This window comes from Streptomyces sp. NPDC031340 (assembly GCF_055569945.1).
The window spans coordinates 93,046-111,210 of record NZ_JBVIIE010000017.1 but is presented as its reverse complement, the minus strand read 5'-3'; the positions used below and the strand labels follow the sequence as shown (position 1 = coordinate 111,210).

Genomic DNA, 18,165 nt, shown 5'->3' with positions numbered 1-18,165 from the left:
CGGTGGCCGCCCCGCTGCGGCATCCCGGCGACGGCGGCTGTGTGTCCACGCCCGGCCGGCGGCGGAGCGGGTCCGTCGTGTGCCCTTGACGCCGGGATCATGGACGAGGGGGAGGGAGCTGCCATGCGCCGAAGACACCGGTCCGCGGTCGCAGCCGAGACGGACCTGATGGCGTATCTGCGGTCCGCGGTGTGGGGTCCGGCCGAGTTCGTCGGCCTGCCCCCGCGGTGGTCGGCCGCGAAGGGGCTCCTGGCCGGGTCTCTGGCGGCGGCGCTGATCGTCGGCAGCTCGGTCGCCGGCACCTGGTACGGGATCGGCGCCTGGCGGACGGGGAGGGCGGCCTGGTCTGCGCCGCCGCGCTCGCGCTGTACCTGGCCGGCGTGCGGGCCGGACGGGCGTTGATCGGTGCCGTGCTGGTGCTGGCGGTCTGCCTCTCGCAGCAGGCTCCGCAGACCGCCGTGGGCATGGTGCTGGCGGAGCGGGGGCGGGTGGAGTCCACGGTGGTGACCTCCGTCGGGGGCGGAGCGGCCGCCGCCCCCGCGGACGGCCGCTACTTCTGCACGGTCGCAGGCCGCGACGGGGTGCGCTGACAGGTGCATGCAATCCCACGATCATGATTGCTAACGTTCTTCCCTCATGCGGCTGACGTCGTGTCAGCCGCTCCTGAGGAAAGGCTCCAGATGGGAAGACCCTCCCGCAGGGCGCGCTTCGTCGTCCGTGCGCTGGTGACCGGCGTGCTGCTCGGGCTCGTACCGGTGTCGAACGCGGCCCCCGCCGCGGCGGCGGACGACCCCACCACCGCCTACGAAGCGGGTATGCCGGACGACAGCTTCGACGACGAGGGCGCCGGGGAGCAGGACGACTTCGCCGGCGCCACCACGACGGGGACCTCCACGCTGGTCGCGGGTCGCCCCAGGGATTTCCAGCTCAAGAAGGGCGGCGACCTCAGCGGGCTGGTGTCGCAGCTGGACGCAGCGCTGCCCAAAGAGACCCTCACCGATCTGATGAAGGTGGAGAACACCAACCGGGACGCCGCCTGGGACGACGGATGCGGCACCAAGACGATCTACGACTCCGACCTGACGCCGTACCACCGCGTCTGCTGGAAGAGCGACGACGCCACGTCCACGGAGTGGGTGCCGCAGGCCATCACCGGCATCTCGGACGCCCAGGAGGACGAGACCTGGGGGACCTCTGACTCCAACCCGCTGGCCGTCGCCTCCTACGACGCGGAGAACCCGGGGCGCAGCGACTACGCCTCCGGCGGACTCAACAACTGCCTGCTGTCCACCGCCTCCGACGCCTGCAACGAGAAGGGCGTCCGCGTCAGCTTCTTCAACACGACCTCGCACGAGTACCGTCACGTGCTGCTGGTCTGGCCGTACGTCAACTCCAAGAACCACATCTCCTTCGACGCCCTGCACGCGCGCGAAGGCTCGTGCGTGTCGATCGTGACGCCGTCCTGCGCGGCGCAGAACGGCATCCACGCGGGCGGCATGACCTGGTACGGCAACTACCTGTACGTCGCCGACACCGCCAACGGACTGCGGGTGTTCGACATGCGTCAGATCCTGGACCTCAACCCGGACAACGACGACGCCGTCAACGACCCGACCCCCGACGGGCTGGAGAGCGACGTCACGGAGAAGAAGCTGATCGGCCGCCAGAGCAACGTCTGGTACAGCTTCGGCTACCGGTACGTCATGCCCCAGGTCGCCTCGCTGAAGATGACGACGGCGCGGAACGGCGGCCCCACGGACCAAAACCAGTGCTACGCGACCGGCCGTCCCAAGGTGTCTTACGTCTCGCTGGACCGCACCGGCACGGACCACATGGTCATCGGTGAGTACTGCAACCTCAACCCCGGCCGCGACAACCCCGACAACAGCCCCGGTCGGGTCGCCACGTACCCGATGACCGCACTGACGGCAGCCGTCGAAGGCTCGACGGGCACCCTCGCCGACGCGGACGCGGCCTACGGCCTGCCGGCCACGGGGACGTTGAACGGCGAAGCCCTGTGGCACAAGATCCAGGGTGTCATGCGCTACGAGGGCAAGTGGTACTTCCACCGCAGCAACGGCTACAGCACCGGCCGCCTGCTGCAGGCGACCGTGCAGACGGTCGACGGCACCGCCCGTCTCGTCGCCGCCCCGACCGTCCTGAAGTCGGCCATCGGCCCCGAGGACCTCTACCTGACGCACGGCAGGGGCACCGGCCTCGCTCCCCAGCTCTGGTCACTGAGTGAGCACGCGCCGAGCTCCTGCTCGTCGTGCAAGCGGGAGATCTACAGCTACCCGATGAGCGATGTGATCGGCGGATTCGGTTCCTAGGCCACGACCGGGGACCGGTCACGGGCGTCGACACGTGGTCCCGGAACGCCGGTGACACACGTGTGGGATGCCTGAACAGATGAGGGCCGACGGTGGGCGGGAACGGTGTCCCGCCCACCGCTCGGTCAGGCCCGGTGGTACTGGACGGGCGTGGGCACCCGGCCGCCGAGCGCCGCGGCGGCGTGGCGCGGCCAGTAGGGGTCGCGGAGCAGCTCGCGGGCCAGGAGAACGGCGTCGGCGCGGCCCGAGGCGACGATCTCCTGGGCCTGGGCGGGCTCGGTGATCATCCCTACGGCTGCCACCGGCATGCCGGTCTCGTTGCGTACCCGCTCGGCGAAGGGCACCTGGTAGCCGGGACCGGCCTCGATCCGGGCGTCGGGGGCGATGCCGCCGGTGGAGACGTCCATCAGGTCGACGCCGCGGATCTGCAACTCCTTGGCGAGGCGGACGGTGTCGTCGGCGGTCCAGCCCTCGCGGCCGTCCTCGGGATTCTCGCTGAGCCAGTCGGTGGCGGAGACCCGGAAGAACACCGGCAGCTCGTCCGGCCACACCGCGCGCACGGCGTCGACGACCTCCAGCGCGAAGCGGATGCGGTTCTCGAAGGAGCCGCCGTACTCGTCCGTGCGGTGGTTGCTGTGCGGGGAGAGGAACTGGTGGATCAGGTAGCCGTGGGCCCCGTGGACCTCGGCGACCTGGAAACCCGCCCGCAGTGCGCGTTCGGCGGCCTGGCCGAACTGCCCGACGACCTCCCGGATCTGGTCCGCGGTCAGCTCCGCCGGAGTGGTGGCGGAGTCCGCGAAGGGGACAGCGCTGGGGGCGACCGGCCGCCAGCCGTAGGGCTCGTCCGGGCGGATCTGCCGGCCGCGGTCGACCCAGGTCCGCTCGGTCGACGCCTTGCGCCCGGCGTGCGCCAACTGGATGCCCGGGACGACGCCCTGCGAGGTCAGGAAGGAGGTGATGCGACGGAACGCCGCGAGCTGGGTGTCGTTCCAGATGCCGAGGTCGTACGGGCTGATCCGGCCCTCCGGGCTGACGGCCGTGGCCTCGGTGATGATCAGCCCTGCCCCGCCGGTGGCCCGCGCCGCCAGGTGCGTGAAGTGCCAGTCCGTGGGAACTCCGACCGCTTCGCCCTCGGGTTCGGCGCTGTACTGGCACATCGCGGCCATCCAGATGCGGTTGGGAACGGTCAGCGACCTGAGATCGTAGGGCGTGAAGAGGGAGGTCACACGAACTCCTTGGCAGTGTCCTGGGCGGACGACGGACGGCGGACGGGCGGCGCACCCCGCGGACGCGGAACACGCTCACCGTAGACCAATTGCATGCGCGGGTTTCTTATTCCCGCCGCCTACCTGCGTTCGCATCGACCCGGCCGGGCAACGTGACCGTGACGTCCCATTCATCCAAGGAATGCGCATTCCTCAGGAGAATCTGGACGTCACCTTCCTCGCCAGCAGCCTTCCAGCGTTCAAGCTTCAGGGCCTCCGGAGGAACCCATGCCCGACAACAGCCCGTTCACCGTTCCCGTCGTGGACATATCCGCCTACACGGAGCAGGGCGGCGCCCAGGCGCGCGCGGCCGTCGCCCGCGCCATGGACGAGGCCTGCGCCACCGTCGGCTTCGTGCAGATCCTCGGCCATCGCGTGCCCGACGACGTGATCGCCGGCCTGACCGAAGCGGTCGACGGCTTCTTCGCGCTCGGCATCGAGGAGAAGAAGGCGTACCAGGTGCCGGGCAACCGCGGCTACAGCCCGCCGAAGAGCGAGTCGCTGAGCCTCAGCCTCGGTGTGGAGTCGGCGTCGCGCATGAACGACTTCTTCGAGGCGTTCAACATCGGCTCCGAAGCGCGCTGGTTCGAGGAACTGGACCTGTCCGAGGCCGACTACGGCATCAACGTCTGGCCCGACATCGACTCCTTCCGCCCCAGGGCCGAGGCCTACTACGACCACGCCGCCCGGGTCGCCCGCACCCTGATGACCGTCTTCGCCGACGCGCTCGGAGAACCCGGCGACTTCTTCGAGCACCTCACCGACCACTCCGTCGACGTCCTGCGGATGAACAACTACGCCCTTCCCGAGGGCACCGACGTCTCCCTCGACGGCGACCTGACCGGCATGGGCGAGCACACCGACTTCGGCCTCGTCACCGTCCTGTGGGCCGACCAGGTCGCCGGCCTGCAGGTCCTCGGCCGCGACAACGTCTGGCACGACGTCCAGCCCATCGACGGCGCTCTGCTGATCAACCTGGGGGACCTCACCGCCCGGCTCACCAACGACCGGTGGATGTCCACCCTCCACCGTGTGAAGCCGCCGGTGATCGACGGCACGATCAGGCGGCGCCGGTCGGTGGCGTTCTTCCACGACGGCAACATCGACGCGACCGTCGCCACCCTGCCCAGCCACCTCGACGCCGACGGCGGCATGGCCTACGAGCCGATCCTCGTTCGCGACCACATCGCGGCCAAGCCGGCCGGCTCGCGGCACGGCAAGGCCAATACCGCCGCCGTGCGTGAGGCCTCCCGGGTCCTCGCGGCTCAGCAGGGTTCGTAGACCGGCGTTCCCGCTGATGGAAGCCGAAGAACCCGGGTCCGACGCAGTCGCCCTCGCCGTCGGCGAACGCATTCGCCGCTGGCGCACCGAACGCGGCCTCCTGATGCGGCAGTTGGCCGAGACGGCCGGCATCAGGCAGCCGTTCCTGAGCAAGATCGAACGCGGCGAGGCCTCGCCGTCCATGCTGAGCCCGTACCGCATCGCGACAGCGCTCGACGTCACTCCCGGAGACCTGCTGCCGGTCGTGACGCCGAGGCCCGGCGCGACCGTGGTACGGGCGCACGGGGGCCGCCGGATCGCCAGTACCGAGGAATCGGCCATCCCGGTCCGCTTCATGGCCGGCCTGACCCACCATTCCTTCGAACTCTCCGAGATGGAGTTCGACCACACCCAGAACCACAACGAGTGGTTCGACTACCCCACCCCGGCCGCCACCTACCTGATCGCCGGCCGTCTCGACGTGGACGTCGCAGGCGACGGCAGGTACCGCCTCGGCCCGCGTGACACGATCTTCTACCCCGCCAAGGCGCGCTGCCGCTGGGCGGCCACCGCGGACGGACCCGTACGGGTCCTCCACGTCATCGCCCACGCACGGCACTCCTGAGTGCACCTGGGCACACCTTGGTATGCCTTGGTGCGCCTGACTGACACCGGAGTCACACCATGGCTGCCTGGAACGCCCTCATGCAGGCGAAGCAGTGCTTGTCCGTCGGCTCCTGACGGCTGGGCTGCTCCGGCTTCTCCACACCGCACAACGTGGCGGTCTTGTCAGGCGTCAGGACATGCCACACCGGTTCTCCTGAGGGGTCCGCGCCCTGCCACATTTCGTGCATGGTCACCTCCCAGGTCGATGTGGGGAACACTCCCAATACGAGCACGGCCGGCCCGGGTCGGCCTGTTGCCGGGGCCAAGCGGGCGACACCGGCAGCGTGCCGCGGCCCGGCGGAGCCCGCCGGGCCGCGGCATGGCGCCTCACCGGCCACCGGCCCGCCCGGCACAGTTGCCTGCCGCCGTGGGCCGGCGCTCAGCGGTGGATTTTGGCGCGGTCGAGGGCGGTGACGCCGAGGGCGGCGAGCGCGATCTGGATGAGCCATTCGATCCAGTCGACGCCCTTGGTGTCGGCGACGCCGAGGCCGGCGGCGATGGCGGAGCCGATGAGGGCGGCCACGATGCCGACGACGATGGTCCACAGCATGCCGATGTGCTGGCGTCCGGGGACGACGAGCCGGCCGAGGACGCCGATGACGACGCCGATGACGATGGCGCTGATGATGCCGGAGATCTCCATGTCCGTCCCTTGGTCGGTCCTGTCCTCGGGTACGTGTGCCCGCTGTGGGCGGGGACAGTCGGTTCCGCTTCGACGGCCGGTGGCGCCTGCGCACGGATCCCGCAGAAGACGGTGACCGTGAATTGTCGGGCGTCCCCGGCGCGGCACACTGTTCCCGGCCACCGTGCCGGAAGGCGGGCTTGTTGAGTGATCACCCTCTGCGTCAGACTTCTACAGCAATGTAGATATCGGCGGGGCGTCGGGTCCTTGACGTCGCCGTCCGTGGAGAGGAAGCACATCTGATGTTCGGCCTGAGTGAGCTGGCGCTGATCCTTCTCGTGGTGGTCGTCGTCCTCGGCGTCAAGAAGCTGCCCGAGCTGACGCGGTCCGCGGGCAAGGCGGCACGGATCTTCAAGAGCGAGGCCAAGGCGCTGAAGGAGCAGGACCCGGCGCCGTCTTCCGGGCCGGTCGTGGAAGGCACCGTCCTGCGACGCGACGACCGGCCCCCGGCGGCCTGAACGGGTGCGGCCGCACCGGTGGGTCGGCGTACGCTCAGGTCGGTCGCCGAGGGGTGCCGCGCGGGAGGCGGTGGCCGACGGCAGGGCGAGCGCACCGCCGAGGCATGATCTCAGGGAGGGGCCGGTACGGGCCGCCTCCACGGTCTGCGGCTCGTGACGTGGTGACAGGCGGATGGGAGAAGGCGTGAGCGACCAGTGGCAGCGTCCCCGGCGACGGGGGCAGGGGGAGCTGGAGGGGCTGGTCCTCTCGGCGCTGCGCGAGGCGCGCGAGCCCGCGTCGGCGGGCTGGGTGCAGGAACGCCTCGGTGGGGACCTCGCCTACACGACCGTGATCACCATCCTGACCCGGCTGCTCGCCAAAGGCGCGGTGACCCGGGAGCGCGCGGGCCGGTCCTTCGTGTGGACGCCGGTGTCGGACCAGGCCGGACTCGCCGCGCGCAAGATGCGCAAGCTGCTCGACCGGGAGAGCGACCGGGAAGCGGTGCTGGCCCGCTTCGTCACCTCGTTGGACCCGGACGACGAACGTCTGCTGCGGCAGTTGCTGGGCCGGCCCGACCAGGAAGGAACAGACTGAAGCCCATGGGGGTCTTCGTCTTCCTGCCGCTCGTGCTGCCGCTGACGGCTTGGCCGGTGGCGCGGCTGGCCGAGCAGCATCTTCACCCGCGGACCGCGACGTGGCTGCTGTCGCTGACGGCCGGGGTCCTGGCGGCGTGCAGCACGGTCTGTCTGGCGCTGCTGATGGTCGTGGGCACTGCCCAGCTGCCGGGCAACCCACTGCCGGACGGCTGGTCGGACGAGGAGGTGCGCGAAGCCGTCCCGTACGACGAGGTCGCGGGCAAGGCCGCCATTCCCGCTCTGCTCACCGTGGTGGTGGCCTGCTCACGGGTGCTGTGGCGGCAGCTCCGGGTACGGCGGCGGGCCGAAGCGGCTCTGGCGGGGCTGCCGAGGAGGTCGGTGGCGGTGCTGCCCGACGAGGTGCCGTACGCGTATGCGCTGCCCTCGGGCCACCGGGGCCGGGTCGTGGTGTCCACGGCCATGCTGTCCTGCCTGGACGGGCGGGAACGCCGGGCGCTGTTCGCCCACGAGCGGGCCCATCTGGCCGGCCGTCATCACCGGTTCCTGCTGCTGGTGCAGCTCGCGGCGCGGGCGAACCCGTTCCTGCGGCCTTTGCGTACGTCGGTGTCCTACACCGTCGAGCGGTGGGCGGACGAGGAGGCGGCGGAACGGATCGGCAGCCGCCGGGCGATGGCCCTCGCGGTCGGCAAGGCGGCGCTGGTCTCCCCGGGCACCCCGGCGCCGGCACTGGCCGGCTTCGCCTCGGCCGGACCGGTGCCGCGCCGGGTGGCCGCCCTGCTCGGCCCGGCTCCCGCCGTGCGGGTGTGGCCGCCGGTGTTCACCGCGGTGGGCCTGGCGGCGTGGACTGCCGCCGCGGGCACCATGGCGTCCGCGCTGTCGTCGGCGAATTCGGCCGTCACGCTGTTCCTCGTGCTGAAGGCGGCCACCCCGCTGTAGAACGCGTGAGCCGTGCCGCCGGTCGGCGGCACGGCTCACGGACGGTCTGCGCCACGGTGGTGCCGCGATTCACGCCACGGCGGCGGTCACAGGTCGAACTCGTGCGGCGGCAGGTCGAGGGCGAAGCACGCCTCGCGGACGACGGCCTGCTCGTCCTTGTCGAAGTCGCCGTCGGCGCCGCCGATGACGATGCCGATCTGGATGACGGCACGCGCCTCCGCGGGCTTCTTCTTCGCCTTGGCGATCTCCTGCAGCACACCGACCTTGCCGAAGTCGAAGTCGGCGGCGAGCTTGGCGAGGTTGTCCTCGAAACGGCGGCGCAGGTCGTCGGCGGGGAAGTTCTGCAGCACCTCGTTGGTGGCGATGAGCTGCGCCACCCGCTGCCGCTCGGACGGGTCGACGGTGCCGTCCGCGGCCGCCACGAGCGCGCACATCGCCATGGAGGCGTCGCGGAAGGCGCCGCTCTTGAGGTCGTTCTTCTTCGCCGCCAACTGGGTCTGCATGGTGGTGGCGGATTCCTTGATGCGGTCCCACAGGGCCATGAACGCTCCTGGTCTCGACGGGAGTCCCGGGGCCACGTGCGGCCCCGGGCTCGAAATATCTACAGTCGTGTAGAAGTTAGCAGGGTGTCAGGCGCCCTCCGTAGGCGCCCTCAGTCCTCTCCCTCGTCCTCTCCTTCGAAGAAGTCGCCCACCTCGTCGACGACTTCGGCCGCGACCATGCCGCCGACGACACCGACCGCCAGGCCCGCGGCACCCGCGGCGATGGCGGTGCCCATGCCCGGCCCGGAGCGCTGGTGCCCCCCGTGGTGGTCGTCGTGGCTGTGGTGGCCGCCGTGGCCCGGGTACGGGTCGCCGTGCCCGTAGGAGGCGTGGGTGTCGTAGGAGGAGCGGTGCTCCAGGAGCTGCCGGACCCAGCCGTCGACCAGTGCGTTCCAGTCCTGGGCGGCATCGTGGGAGACGGTGAAGCGGGTGAGCGCGTCGTGGTCGGCCGTGAACATGCCGCCGCGCTTGTCCGCCTCCAGTACGACCTCCAGGCCGCCGGGGCCGGCGAGGAAGGTGACCTCCAGCTCGTTCAGCTGGTGCGCGTACTGCGGGGCGGGAGTTAGCTCGATCTCCTGGTAGAAGGGCAGTCGCTGGCCGGTGCCGCCGATGTGGCCGAGCTCGAGATCGGCGGACCTGAAGCCGAACCCCAGCTGCCCCAGCGCCTCCAGTACCGCCTCCTGCGCGGGCAGCGGGCGAACCGCGAGCGGATCCAGGTCGCCCTTGTCCTTCGCCCCGGAGACCGCCAGTTCGGTGCGCACGCCGAGCGCGATGCCCAGCGGCTGCCCGTGCAGTTCGGTGACCGGGGTCTCCCACGGCAGGCCGACACGGAACGGGACGCTGCGGTGCTCGCCCTCGCTCAGGCGGAAGCCGCCGCCGACGGTGAACCTCTCGAAGGCGACGGTGCCTTCGCTCTCCCCGTGCTCGTGCTCCGCTTCGACGCGGGCGACGAGTTCGAGGGTGATCTGGTCAATGTCGAAGTCGACGGTGCCGCCCTTGAGTTGGACCTGTCCTGACAGGGTGCCACCGGGAAGGGCGGCACCGGGGTCGAGGACCGTGTCCACCGTGGGCCCGCCCATGCCGAGCGAACCGAGCAGCCGTTTGAACACCATCGGGGCGTTCACTCCTTTACGTGCGTGTCACGGCGGGATGTCCGAGGAGGTGACCGGGGGTGTCCGCCACGGCTCCTCGTTTCTACATGTCTGTAGAAGCCTAAGGTGCGGTGCGGCCTTCCGGGGCCGTGCGACGGCACGCCTGGAACGAACGGCTGAAAAGAGCCCCCGAATGGCAGGTGCGGGTTGCTTGACGAGGGCGCTTTGCGGACTCTTTACCGGGAGCCCGCTCCGGCCGGACGACTCACACGATCACTGGATCAGCGGATCAGTGGATCATCGCCGAGGCTGTCAGTCGTCCGGCGGAAGCACGAAGGCGGGGGAGCGCTGTCAACTGTTTGCGGAGCGCAGGCCGGTCCAGGTGTGGAGGGGATACCGGACGGTTCGGAGACCGACCGTGCGGGGCGGGTGTGCGCGGGCGGCATCGAAGGCGGGGCGATCGTCCGCCGTGACACCGACGGAAGCAGGCGCACACCGACGGAAGTCGGCACGCACTGGTGCGGGACGACCACGTCAGCCGGCCCGACCCGCGTTCCGTCGGCCACGACTCGGCGGCTCAGGCGTCGTTCGACTCCACCACGGTGTACATGACCGACCTGTTCTGCTTGTGCCGCTGGATGCGCCCCTTGGCCACCAGCGCCTCCAGCGTGTTGCGCACGACCTGCGGCGTGGGCTGCCGGTCCGGGTGCGCGCCCAGCAGTTCCTCACGCAGTTCCGCCGCGAGACGGGGCTCGCTGTGCGCGCCGAGCAGCTCCAGCAGCAGGTCCTGGAGGAGCGCGGGCCGCTCTTCCTGCTTGCCCGCACCCTTGGCGCCGGTCCCGTCGGCGGGCGCCTTGCGCCGGCGGGTGTCAGGGCTCGCACCCGTGTCACGCGGACGCTTCGCCGGGGCTTCGGCGGCGTCGGGCGAGGTGGCCGGGGTGACGGGCGCCGGCACCTCCGCCTCGTTCTGTGCCTGCTGCGGTACGGAGGTCAGATCCGAGGCGGCGTCAGAAGGCCCCGCGAGCTTCAGGATGTTCAGCAGCAGTGTCTCCTCCTGCTGCAGCGCCTCCAGTTGACGGGTCAATTCCTTCTGTCGGCGGCGATTCTCGGCCAGATCGGAGATCGCCTGCTCGGCATATCGCGACCGGATCGTGGTGGTGGCTGATGTGGTGGGCACAGCCGTTCACTCCCTCAGTGTGGATGATGCAGCGCATGCTACTGGGAGTGCGGGAGCCTGCCGAGGCCAGGAACCGACGTGTGAACCGGCACGGGCGGGCCGGAACCCCGGCCCGTGCCCCGGTCGCACACACGTGGACCGGCGCATGCGCCCGAACCCTCGACATGGGTGGCCCGGCGCGTGTCGGCGCGGCGAGAGCGTGTCCCAAAAACCGGTCACAACCAGTCACATGTATGGGTCTCCCCTCTCCGCGGAGCCCTACCGGGCGTCTGTTTGGGCGTCAGCGAGGCGCTTTTCCGGCAGGATCAGCGAGAGCACCAGGCCGACGGCGAAGACCGGCGTGAGGTACAGGAACACCGGGGTCAGCGCGTGCTGGTAGGCGTCGACGACCAGGGACCGGGTCTGCGCCGGGAGGGCGTGCACCAGGGCCGGCGTCAGCGACTGGGAGCTGCCCACGGAGGCGGTGGCGTCGCCGGGCAGGGTGGAGGCGAGCCGGTCGGTGAGCCGGGAGGCGAACACGGAGCCGACGGCGGCCGTGCCGAGGGTGGCGCCGATCTCACGGAAGAAGTTGTTCGAGGAGGTGGCGGTGCCGACCTCGGTGGCCGGGAAGTCGTTCTGCACGGCGAGCACCAGCGTCTGCATCAGCAGGCCGACGCCGGCGCCCATCAGGAAGACGTACGCGCACACCAGCGCGATCGGGTCGTCCAGGGTGAGCGTCGACATCAGGAAGACGGCGAGACCGGTGACGACCGAGCCGGCGATGGGATAGATCCGGTAGCGGCCGGTCCTGCTGATCAGGATGCCCGACGGGATGGCGGTGCTCATGATGCCGGCCACCATCGGCATCATCAGCAGCCCGGCCTCGGTGGCGGTCTTCCCATACACCATCTGCAGATACGTGGGCAGGTAGCCGACCACGGCGAACATGCCCACTCCGACGACGAGCAGGCCGATCAGGGTGGAGATGTTGAAGATCCGGCTGCGGAAGATGCCCAGCGGGATGATCGGCTCGGTGACGCGGCCCTCGACCGCGAAGAACAGTGCCCAGGCGACGACACCTCCGGCGGCCAGGGCGAGGATCAGGGGGTCGGTCCAGCCGTAGTCGTTGCCGCCCCAGGTGGCGACGAGCACCGTGCAGGCGACGGCCGCTGCCATCAGCACGAAGCCGGCGTAGTCGAAGGCGACCTTGACCGGGCGGCGCGGCAGACGCATGCCGAAGGCGCAGACGGCCAGGGCGAGGGCGCCGAGCGGCAGGTTGATCCAGAAGCACCAGCGCCAGTCGGAGCTGTCGGTGAACCAGCCGCCCAGCAGGGGTCCGACGACGGAGGCGAGACCGAAAACGGCGCCCATCGGCGCCATGTACTTGGCGCGCTGCCGGGGCGGCACCAGATCGGCGATGATCGCCTGAGAGGTGATCATGAGGCCGCCGCCGCCGAGCCCCTGCACGGCCCGGCCGACGACGAGAAGGGTCATCGACTGCGCGGCGCCCGCGAGGACGGACCCCAGGACGAAGACGGCTATGCCGGTGAGGAAGACGGCCTTGCGGCCCAGCATGTCGCCGAGCTTGCCGTAGGCGGGCATGCCGATGGTGGCGGCGAGGATGTAGGCGGTGGTCACCCAGGCCATGTGGCTGACGCCGTCGAGTTCCCCGACGATCGTGGGCAGGGCCGTGGAGACGATGGTCTGGTCGAGGGCGCCGAGCAGCATGGCGATCATGAGGCTGGCGTAGATCAGCCCGAAGTGGCGCGGCAGGCGGGCGCGTTCGGTGAACGGGTCGTCGGCGGTGCCCTTTCCGGGCGTACCGGGGTCGGGTGGGGCCGGGGCGGAAGCAGCGGGCATGTCCGGAACTTTCTGAGTCAGTGGGTGGTGCGGGCAGCCCGGCACGGTCCGGCGGCGGGATGTGCGGCGGCCGACGGCTCCATGCCTCGGCCGCAGCCGCAGCCGGAATGGGAACCCGGGTCGTGGAGAGGGAAGGGTGGTCCTGGGTGTTCTGGTGTTCCTGGTGTTCCTCACTCGGGCTGGTCAGGCATGAGCGTGCGCAACAGGGCGGCGGCACGCCGCAGTTCCGCGGTCAGGGAGGAAGTCCCCGGCGCGTCGGTGTCACGGTGTCCGGCCCCGGCCCGCGTGTCGTCGGAGCCCTGGCCCGCGGGGCCCTCCTCGCCGGACGACCACTGTTGGAGCCCGACGCGGACGACGGAGAACGCCAGGGCGGTCAGGAGGGCGGGCAGCGGGTCCGTCGCGGGGACGCCGAGACGGTCGGCGACGACGCCGGTCAGTTCGCTCTCGAAGGCGTCGAACCGGGCGTGCAGCAGGGCGGCCAGCTCGGGGTGGGCGGACGCGATCCGGACCATGGCCCGGAAGTGGCCGCGTCCGCCCGGGAGCATCAGGTCCTCGTCCGTCTGCTGGGTGAGGACGTCCACCAGGTCGTGCAGGACGCGGCGCGGTCGCGGGTCCCCGGCGGCGAGCCGGCGCCGCTGCTCGTCGGAGAGCGGCGGCGGAACCACGACGAGGGCGGACTCCTTGGTCGGGAAGTAGTTGAAGAAGGTGCGCGGCGAGACACCCGCCTCGGCGCTGATCATGTTGACCGTCACCTGAGCCAGCCCCTCACGCTCCACCAGCCGCACGGCGGCGACGTTGATCCTGTGCCGGGTCTCGCGCCGCCGTCGGGCGCGCAGATCCTCCGGGGCGGCGGAGGACGCGGCGGAAGCGGAGCTACGGGAAGTGGAAGACACACCTCATTTTTGCAGATGATGCAAAGATTGCACAAGCTGCAACTTTCTCGGGGTGCGGCCGGGAACGGTGGGCGCGATCAGGGGTTCTAGGCTTCGGCGTATGGCGGATTCCCCCCGTGCCACCGGCACCCAGACGCTCGCCCGTGGACTGCGCGCCCTGCAACTCGTCAGCACGGCCGGTGACGGCCTGAGCATCCAGGAGGTCGCCCAGGAACTGGACGTCCACCGGTCGATCGCCTCCCGGCTGCTGTCGACCCTCGCGGACTTCCACCTCGTGACCCGCGGCGGCGACGGCCGCTACCGCACCGGCACCGGGCTCGCCGCACTCGCCGCGGGCATCCACGCGACCCTGCGCGCGACCGCGGAGCCGGTCCTGCACGAGCTCGCCGCCGGTCTCGGCGCCACGATCTCGCTGCTGGTGATCGAGGGGAGCCAGGCGGTGGCCCTGTCGGTGGTCGAGCCGCCGGGGGCGTCGTACCGGATCAGCTTCCGGGCGGGCAGCCGGCACCCGCTGGGGCGCGGCTCGGCGGGCGTCGCGCTGCTCGCGGCGCAGCCGCCCTCTCCCGGCGAGGCCGCCGGCGTCACCGAGGCGCGCGAGCGCGGCTTCGCCGCGACGTTCGGCGAAGTGGAGCCCGGCGCCTACGGGGTGGCGGTGCCGGTCGCGGTCGAGGGTCTCCCGGCCGCCTGCCTCAACCTGATCACCTCGCGCGCCGAGATCGCCGAGCATGCGGCGCCGACGCTCATGACGGCGGCCGAACGCCTGCGCCGCGACCTCAGCTGAGACCGGGGGCGGCCGGCCGGGGCCGGACCGCCTCTTGACATTGCTCTGTGACAGGCGTTCCATGAGCCGCGGTGTGCAACTATCGAATTTGAGCGTGCATATATTGCACGAGGAGTGGGTCATGTCCATCAAGAAGGAATCCGCGGCGCGTGACATCGCCCTGCCCTCGGGCCTGCGTATGCGGTACTACGAGGCAGGGGAGGCCGGTGCCGCGCCCGTCGTCCTGCTGCACGGCTCCGGTCCCGGCGCGACGGGGTGGTCGAACTTCTCGGGCAACATCGGCGCCATCGCCGACGCCGGATTCCAGGTGATCGCCCCCGACATGCCGGGATGGGGCGACTCCGACGCGCAGGCGACCAAGGACATGGACCACGACAGGACGCTCGTGGAGTTCCTCGACACGCTCGGACTGCCGAAGGCCGCCCTCGTCGGCAACTCGATGGGCGCCCACACCGCGATCCGCTTCGCCACCCTGCACCCCGAGCGCGTCACCCACCTGGTGACGATGGGCGCCTCCCTCGGCCGCGGTCCCGCCACCCTCTTCGGCGCGGGCGACGGGCCGAGCGAAGGGCTGAAGGTCCTCGTCAGGGCCTACAAGGACGCGAGCCCGGAGAACATGAAGGCGCTCGTCGAGATCATGACCTACGACAAGGAGCGCTTCGCGACGCCGGAGCTGACCCGGGCCCGCTCCGAGGCGGCGCTCGCCCGCCCCGACCACCTCAGGAACTACGTCGAGGGCCTCGCGCACGGGGCCCCGATCCCGGTCAGGGTCGACCGCGACAAGATCCCCGGCATCCAGGCGCCGACCCTGTTGATCCACGGCAAGGACGACCGTGTCCTGCACTACGAGATCAGCCTGTGGCTGCTGGCCAACATCCCGGACTCGCGGCTGGTGCTGCTCAACCGCTGCGGCCACTGGGCGATGATCGAGCACGCCGCCGAGTTCAACCGCCTCGTCACCGACTTCCTGACGCACAACTGACCCGGATCGGACGCAGCCCATGACCACTTTCGACACCGACGTCGTCGTGATCGGAGCCGGGCCGGTCGGCCTCACCCTCGCCAACCTGATCGGCGTGCGCGGCCACCGGACCACCGTGCTCGAGGCCCGCCACGAGCTGATCGACTACCCCCGCGGGGTGGGGCTCGACGACGAATCCATCCGCACCCTGTGCACCGCCGGCCTGTGGCGGCAGATCGAGCCCTACACGGTCCCGCACCACGTGGTCCGGCTGGTCAACGGCGCGGGACAGGTCCTCGCCACCAACGACCCCAAGACCCAGGAATTCGGCTACCCGCGCAAGCACGGCTTCATCCAGCCGCTGGTGGACCGGGAACTCGCCGCCGGGCTCGACCGGTTCCCCGGCACCTCGTTGCGCTTCGGCCACCGGGTCGTGGGGCTGGTGGACCGCGGCGACCACGTCGAGGTCACCGCCGAACGGCTCAGCGCCGACGACGAGGTCACCGGGACGGTCACCGTGACCGCCCGGTACGCCGTCGGCTGCGAAGGCGGCAGCTCCTTCACCCGCAGGTGGATGGGCGTGCCGTTCGAGGGCAAGTCGCCCTCGACCCGCTGGGTCGTCATCGACGTCGAGAACGACCCGGTCGGCACCCCGTCGGTCTACCTCGGCGCCGACCCGCGCCGACCGTACGTGTCCATCGGTCTCCCGCAGGGCATCCGCCGCTGGGAGTTCATGCTGCACGACGACGAGCCCACCGAACTGGTCGACGACCCCGCCTTCCTGCGCTCCCTGCTCGCACGCCACGTCCCCGACCCGGCGGCGCTCACGGTCATCAACCAGCGCACCTTCACCCACCACGGCCGCGTGGCCGCCGACTTCCGCAAGGGCCGCGTCTTCCTCGCCGGCGACGCCGCCCACCTGATGCCGGTCTGGCTCGGCCAGGGCTGGAACTCCGGCATCCGCGACGCGACCAACCTCGCCTGGAAGCTCACGGCCGTGCTCGACGGCGATGCCGGCGACGCCCTCCTGGACACCTACACCGAGGAGCGCCGCAAGCACGTCTCCGACATGATCGACGTGAACATGGCCGCCGGCACGGTCATGAAGATGGGCCGCGTCGGAGGCACGCTGCGCGACGTGTCCGCCTCCGCGCTCAACCTCGTACCGAAGTGGAAGTCGTACTTCACCGAGCTGCGGTTCAAGCCCATGCCGCGCTACGCCGAGGGCGTCGTCGTCGACCAGGCCACCCTCACCCCGGGCAGGGCGGAAGCCGGCTTCAAGCGCGGCCGGCTGGCCCCGTTCACCGACTCCGCCGGCGAACTCTCCCCGGTCGGGCTGCAGTTCATCCAGCCGCGGGTCAACACCTGCGACGCCACGGACGTCCTCCTCGACGAGGTCACCGGCGACTGGTGGACCCTCGCCACCTGGGGCACCGACCCGACCGCCTTCCTCTCCGCCGCGGACCTCGCGCTCCTTGGCCGCCACCGGTTCGGACTGGTCTCCTTCATGCCCGAGACGCAGCGCGCCTGGGCCGAGAAGCGGTACGCCGGCTCCCCGGCACCGGTCACCGTCGTCGGCGACAGCACCGGGGCCCTCAAGGACTGGTTCGACGTCCGCGCCTGCGGCCTGGTCGTGCTGCGCCCCGACCGCTTCGTCGCCGCCGCCTCCCTCACCCAGCAGGCCTCCCGGGCCCTCGCCGCCGTCCTCACGGCAGGGTCGCTGGCCAGGGAAGGAGACCGGGCATGAGCCTCGCCCTCGTCACCATGTCGCACAGCCCGCTGCTGGAGTACGCCGACCCGCCCGCCGAGGTGACCGCCGCCGTCCAGGGCGCCTTCGACGCCGCCCGGGCCTTCGTCGAGGAGTACGACCCCACCCTGGTCGTCTGCTTCGCACCCGACCACTACAACGGCTTCTTCTACGACCTGATGCCGCCGTTCTGCATCGGCTACGCGGCCCGGGGCGTCGGCGACTACGGCACCGCCGAAGGGCCGCTGAACGTGCCTGCCGAACGCGCCGGGGAACTGGCCCAGTGGGTCGCGGAACGGGACATCGACGTGGCGATCTCCCGCCGGATGGAGGTCGACCACGGCACGGTCCAGCCGCTGGAGATCCTCTTCGGCTCACTCGCCGCCGTCCCGACCGTCCCGGTCTTCGTCAACGGCGTGGCCAGGCCCTTCGTGACGATGCGCCGGGTCCGCCGCCTCGGCGAGGCGATCGGCGGCTACCTCGCCGCACTCGAGGACGAGCGGGTGCTCGTCATCGGCTCCGGCGGCCTCTCCCACGACCCGCCGGTACCGCAGTGGGCCACCGCCGACGACACCGCCCGCGCCATGCTGCTCGACGGCAGGCACCCCACGGCCGCCGCCCGCGACGCCCGGCAGCGCCGGGTCATCGACACGGCGAAGGCCTTCGCGGCGGGCACGGCCACCATCCGGGACCTCAACCCCGAATGGGACCGCGCCCTGATGGCGACGCTCGCCTCCGGCGACCTGTCACCGATCGACGCGATGACGGCCGACCGGATGGCCGAGGAGGCCGGCAACTCCTCCCACGAGGTCCGCACCTGGGTCGCCGCGTTCGCGGCGCTCGGTGCCGCGGGCCCGTACGAGGTGACGTACCGGTTCTACCGGCCCGTGCGGGAGTACATCGCCGGCTTCGGCGTCATGACGGCGCGCACCGCGCGCTGACGGTTCGGGCCACGCCGTGA

Annotated in this window: 20 protein-coding genes; 12 read left to right on the top strand and 8 right to left on the bottom strand. The window is 71.0% G+C overall.

Annotated elements, in window-relative coordinates; translation table 11 throughout:
- Nucleotides 1-123: 123 nt before the first annotated feature.
- From ACZ5GT_RS15870 to ACZ5GT_RS15860, 3 genes are all read left to right on the top strand, one after another.
- Complete coding sequence (locus tag ACZ5GT_RS15870) at nt 124-402, top strand: hypothetical protein (protein WP_469022439.1); 279 nt, start codon at nt 124-126, stop codon at nt 400-402.
- Entirely contained in the window at nt 399-590 is a 192-nt protein-coding gene (locus tag ACZ5GT_RS15865; RefSeq protein WP_469022436.1) for a hypothetical protein, read from the top strand. The genes ACZ5GT_RS15870 and ACZ5GT_RS15865 overlap by 4 nt, the downstream gene beginning before the upstream one ends.
- A gap of 90 nt (nt 591-680) precedes the next feature.
- Nucleotides 681-2,330, top strand: coding sequence for a hypothetical protein (locus ACZ5GT_RS15860; RefSeq protein ID WP_469022433.1), 1,650 nt, complete (start codon nt 681-683; stop codon nt 2,328-2,330).
- A gap of 125 nt (nt 2,331-2,455) precedes the next feature.
- Here the strand turns inward: ACZ5GT_RS15860 and ACZ5GT_RS15855 are convergent, their stop codons facing one another.
- On the bottom strand, nt 2,456-3,556 hold the full coding sequence (locus ACZ5GT_RS15855; protein ID WP_469022431.1) for an NADH:flavin oxidoreductase/NADH oxidase: 1,101 nt from the start codon (nt 3,554-3,556) through the stop codon (nt 2,456-2,458).
- A 267-nt stretch (nt 3,557-3,823) separates the two neighbouring features.
- On the opposite strand from ACZ5GT_RS15855, the gene ACZ5GT_RS15850 reads away from it, so the two are divergent.
- Nucleotides 3,824-4,876, top strand: a complete 1,053-nt coding sequence (locus ACZ5GT_RS15850; RefSeq protein WP_469022427.1) for an isopenicillin N synthase family dioxygenase — start codon at nt 3,824-3,826, stop codon at nt 4,874-4,876.
- 16 nt (nt 4,877-4,892) lie between these two features.
- Complete coding sequence (locus ACZ5GT_RS15845; RefSeq protein WP_469022421.1) at nt 4,893-5,480, top strand: helix-turn-helix domain-containing protein; 588 nt, start codon at nt 4,893-4,895, stop codon at nt 5,478-5,480.
- Nucleotides 5,481-5,532: 52 nt separating this feature from the next.
- Here ACZ5GT_RS15845 and ACZ5GT_RS15840 read toward each other — a convergent pair whose 3' ends face one another.
- Nucleotides 5,533-5,709, bottom strand: a complete 177-nt coding sequence (locus tag ACZ5GT_RS15840) for a hypothetical protein (RefSeq protein WP_469022416.1) — start codon at nt 5,707-5,709, stop codon at nt 5,533-5,535.
- A gap of 191 nt (nt 5,710-5,900) precedes the next feature.
- A complete protein-coding gene (locus ACZ5GT_RS15835; RefSeq protein ID WP_469022410.1) occupies nt 5,901-6,164 on the bottom strand; it encodes a GlsB/YeaQ/YmgE family stress response membrane protein in 264 nt (87 codons plus the stop codon).
- Between the two features lie 281 nt (nt 6,165-6,445).
- On the opposite strand from ACZ5GT_RS15835, the gene ACZ5GT_RS15830 reads away from it, so the two are divergent.
- The 3 genes from ACZ5GT_RS15830 to ACZ5GT_RS15820 all read left to right on the top strand — a co-directional run bounded on the left by ACZ5GT_RS15830 (nt 6,446) and on the right by ACZ5GT_RS15820 (nt 8,173).
- Nucleotides 6,446-6,661, top strand: a complete 216-nt coding sequence (locus ACZ5GT_RS15830) for a twin-arginine translocase TatA/TatE family subunit (protein ID WP_469022408.1) — start codon at nt 6,446-6,448, stop codon at nt 6,659-6,661.
- Nucleotides 6,662-6,845: 184 nt separating this feature from the next.
- Nucleotides 6,846-7,235: a BlaI/MecI/CopY family transcriptional regulator gene (locus tag ACZ5GT_RS15825; RefSeq protein ID WP_469022403.1), complete on the top strand. Its 390-nt coding sequence runs from the start codon at nt 6,846-6,848 to the stop codon at nt 7,233-7,235.
- A gap of 5 nt (nt 7,236-7,240) precedes the next feature.
- Complete coding sequence (locus ACZ5GT_RS15820; RefSeq protein WP_469022398.1) at nt 7,241-8,173, top strand: M56 family metallopeptidase; 933 nt, start codon at nt 7,241-7,243, stop codon at nt 8,171-8,173.
- Nucleotides 8,174-8,259: 86 nt separating this feature from the next.
- On the opposite strand, the gene ACZ5GT_RS15815 is transcribed toward ACZ5GT_RS15820, so the two are convergent.
- The 5 genes from ACZ5GT_RS15815 to ACZ5GT_RS15795 form a co-directional block, all read right to left on the bottom strand.
- Nucleotides 8,260-8,715, bottom strand: a complete 456-nt coding sequence (locus tag ACZ5GT_RS15815) for a tellurite resistance TerB family protein (protein ID WP_469022394.1) — start codon at nt 8,713-8,715, stop codon at nt 8,260-8,262.
- A 110-nt stretch (nt 8,716-8,825) separates the two neighbouring features.
- Nucleotides 8,826-9,827 (bottom strand): sporulation protein, encoded by a 1,002-nt coding sequence (locus ACZ5GT_RS15810; protein WP_469022389.1) that lies wholly within the window; start codon nt 9,825-9,827, stop codon nt 8,826-8,828.
- 556 nt (nt 9,828-10,383) lie between these two features.
- Nucleotides 10,384-10,983, bottom strand: a complete 600-nt coding sequence (locus ACZ5GT_RS15805; RefSeq protein ID WP_469022386.1) for a hypothetical protein — start codon at nt 10,981-10,983, stop codon at nt 10,384-10,386.
- Between the two features lie 258 nt (nt 10,984-11,241).
- The gene (locus ACZ5GT_RS15800) at nt 11,242-12,822 is read right to left on the bottom strand and encodes an MDR family MFS transporter (protein WP_469022383.1); all 1,581 of its coding nucleotides are present in this window, start codon (nt 12,820-12,822) and stop codon (nt 11,242-11,244) included.
- Between the two features lie 170 nt (nt 12,823-12,992).
- Nucleotides 12,993-13,715: a TetR/AcrR family transcriptional regulator gene (locus ACZ5GT_RS15795; RefSeq protein WP_469022378.1), complete on the bottom strand. Its 723-nt coding sequence runs from the start codon at nt 13,713-13,715 to the stop codon at nt 12,993-12,995.
- 100 nt (nt 13,716-13,815) lie between these two features.
- Here ACZ5GT_RS15795 and ACZ5GT_RS15790 point away from each other — a divergent pair, with 100 nt between their 5' ends.
- From ACZ5GT_RS15790 to ACZ5GT_RS15775, 4 genes are all read left to right on the top strand, one after another.
- Nucleotides 13,816-14,496, top strand: coding sequence for an IclR family transcriptional regulator (locus ACZ5GT_RS15790; RefSeq protein WP_469022375.1), 681 nt, complete (start codon nt 13,816-13,818; stop codon nt 14,494-14,496).
- 121 nt (nt 14,497-14,617) lie between these two features.
- Nucleotides 14,618-15,478, top strand: coding sequence for an alpha/beta fold hydrolase (locus ACZ5GT_RS15785; protein ID WP_469022372.1), 861 nt, complete (start codon nt 14,618-14,620; stop codon nt 15,476-15,478).
- A gap of 19 nt (nt 15,479-15,497) precedes the next feature.
- Nucleotides 15,498-17,204, top strand: coding sequence for a bifunctional 3-(3-hydroxy-phenyl)propionate/3-hydroxycinnamic acid hydroxylase MhpA (mhpA, locus tag ACZ5GT_RS15780; RefSeq protein WP_469022368.1), 1,707 nt, complete (start codon nt 15,498-15,500; stop codon nt 17,202-17,204).
- On the top strand, nt 17,201-18,145 hold the full coding sequence (locus ACZ5GT_RS15775; RefSeq protein ID WP_469022366.1) for a 3-carboxyethylcatechol 2,3-dioxygenase: 945 nt from the start codon (nt 17,201-17,203) through the stop codon (nt 18,143-18,145). The genes mhpA and ACZ5GT_RS15775 overlap by 4 nt, the downstream gene beginning before the upstream one ends.
- The last annotated feature ends 20 nt before the right edge of the window (nt 18,146-18,165 follow it).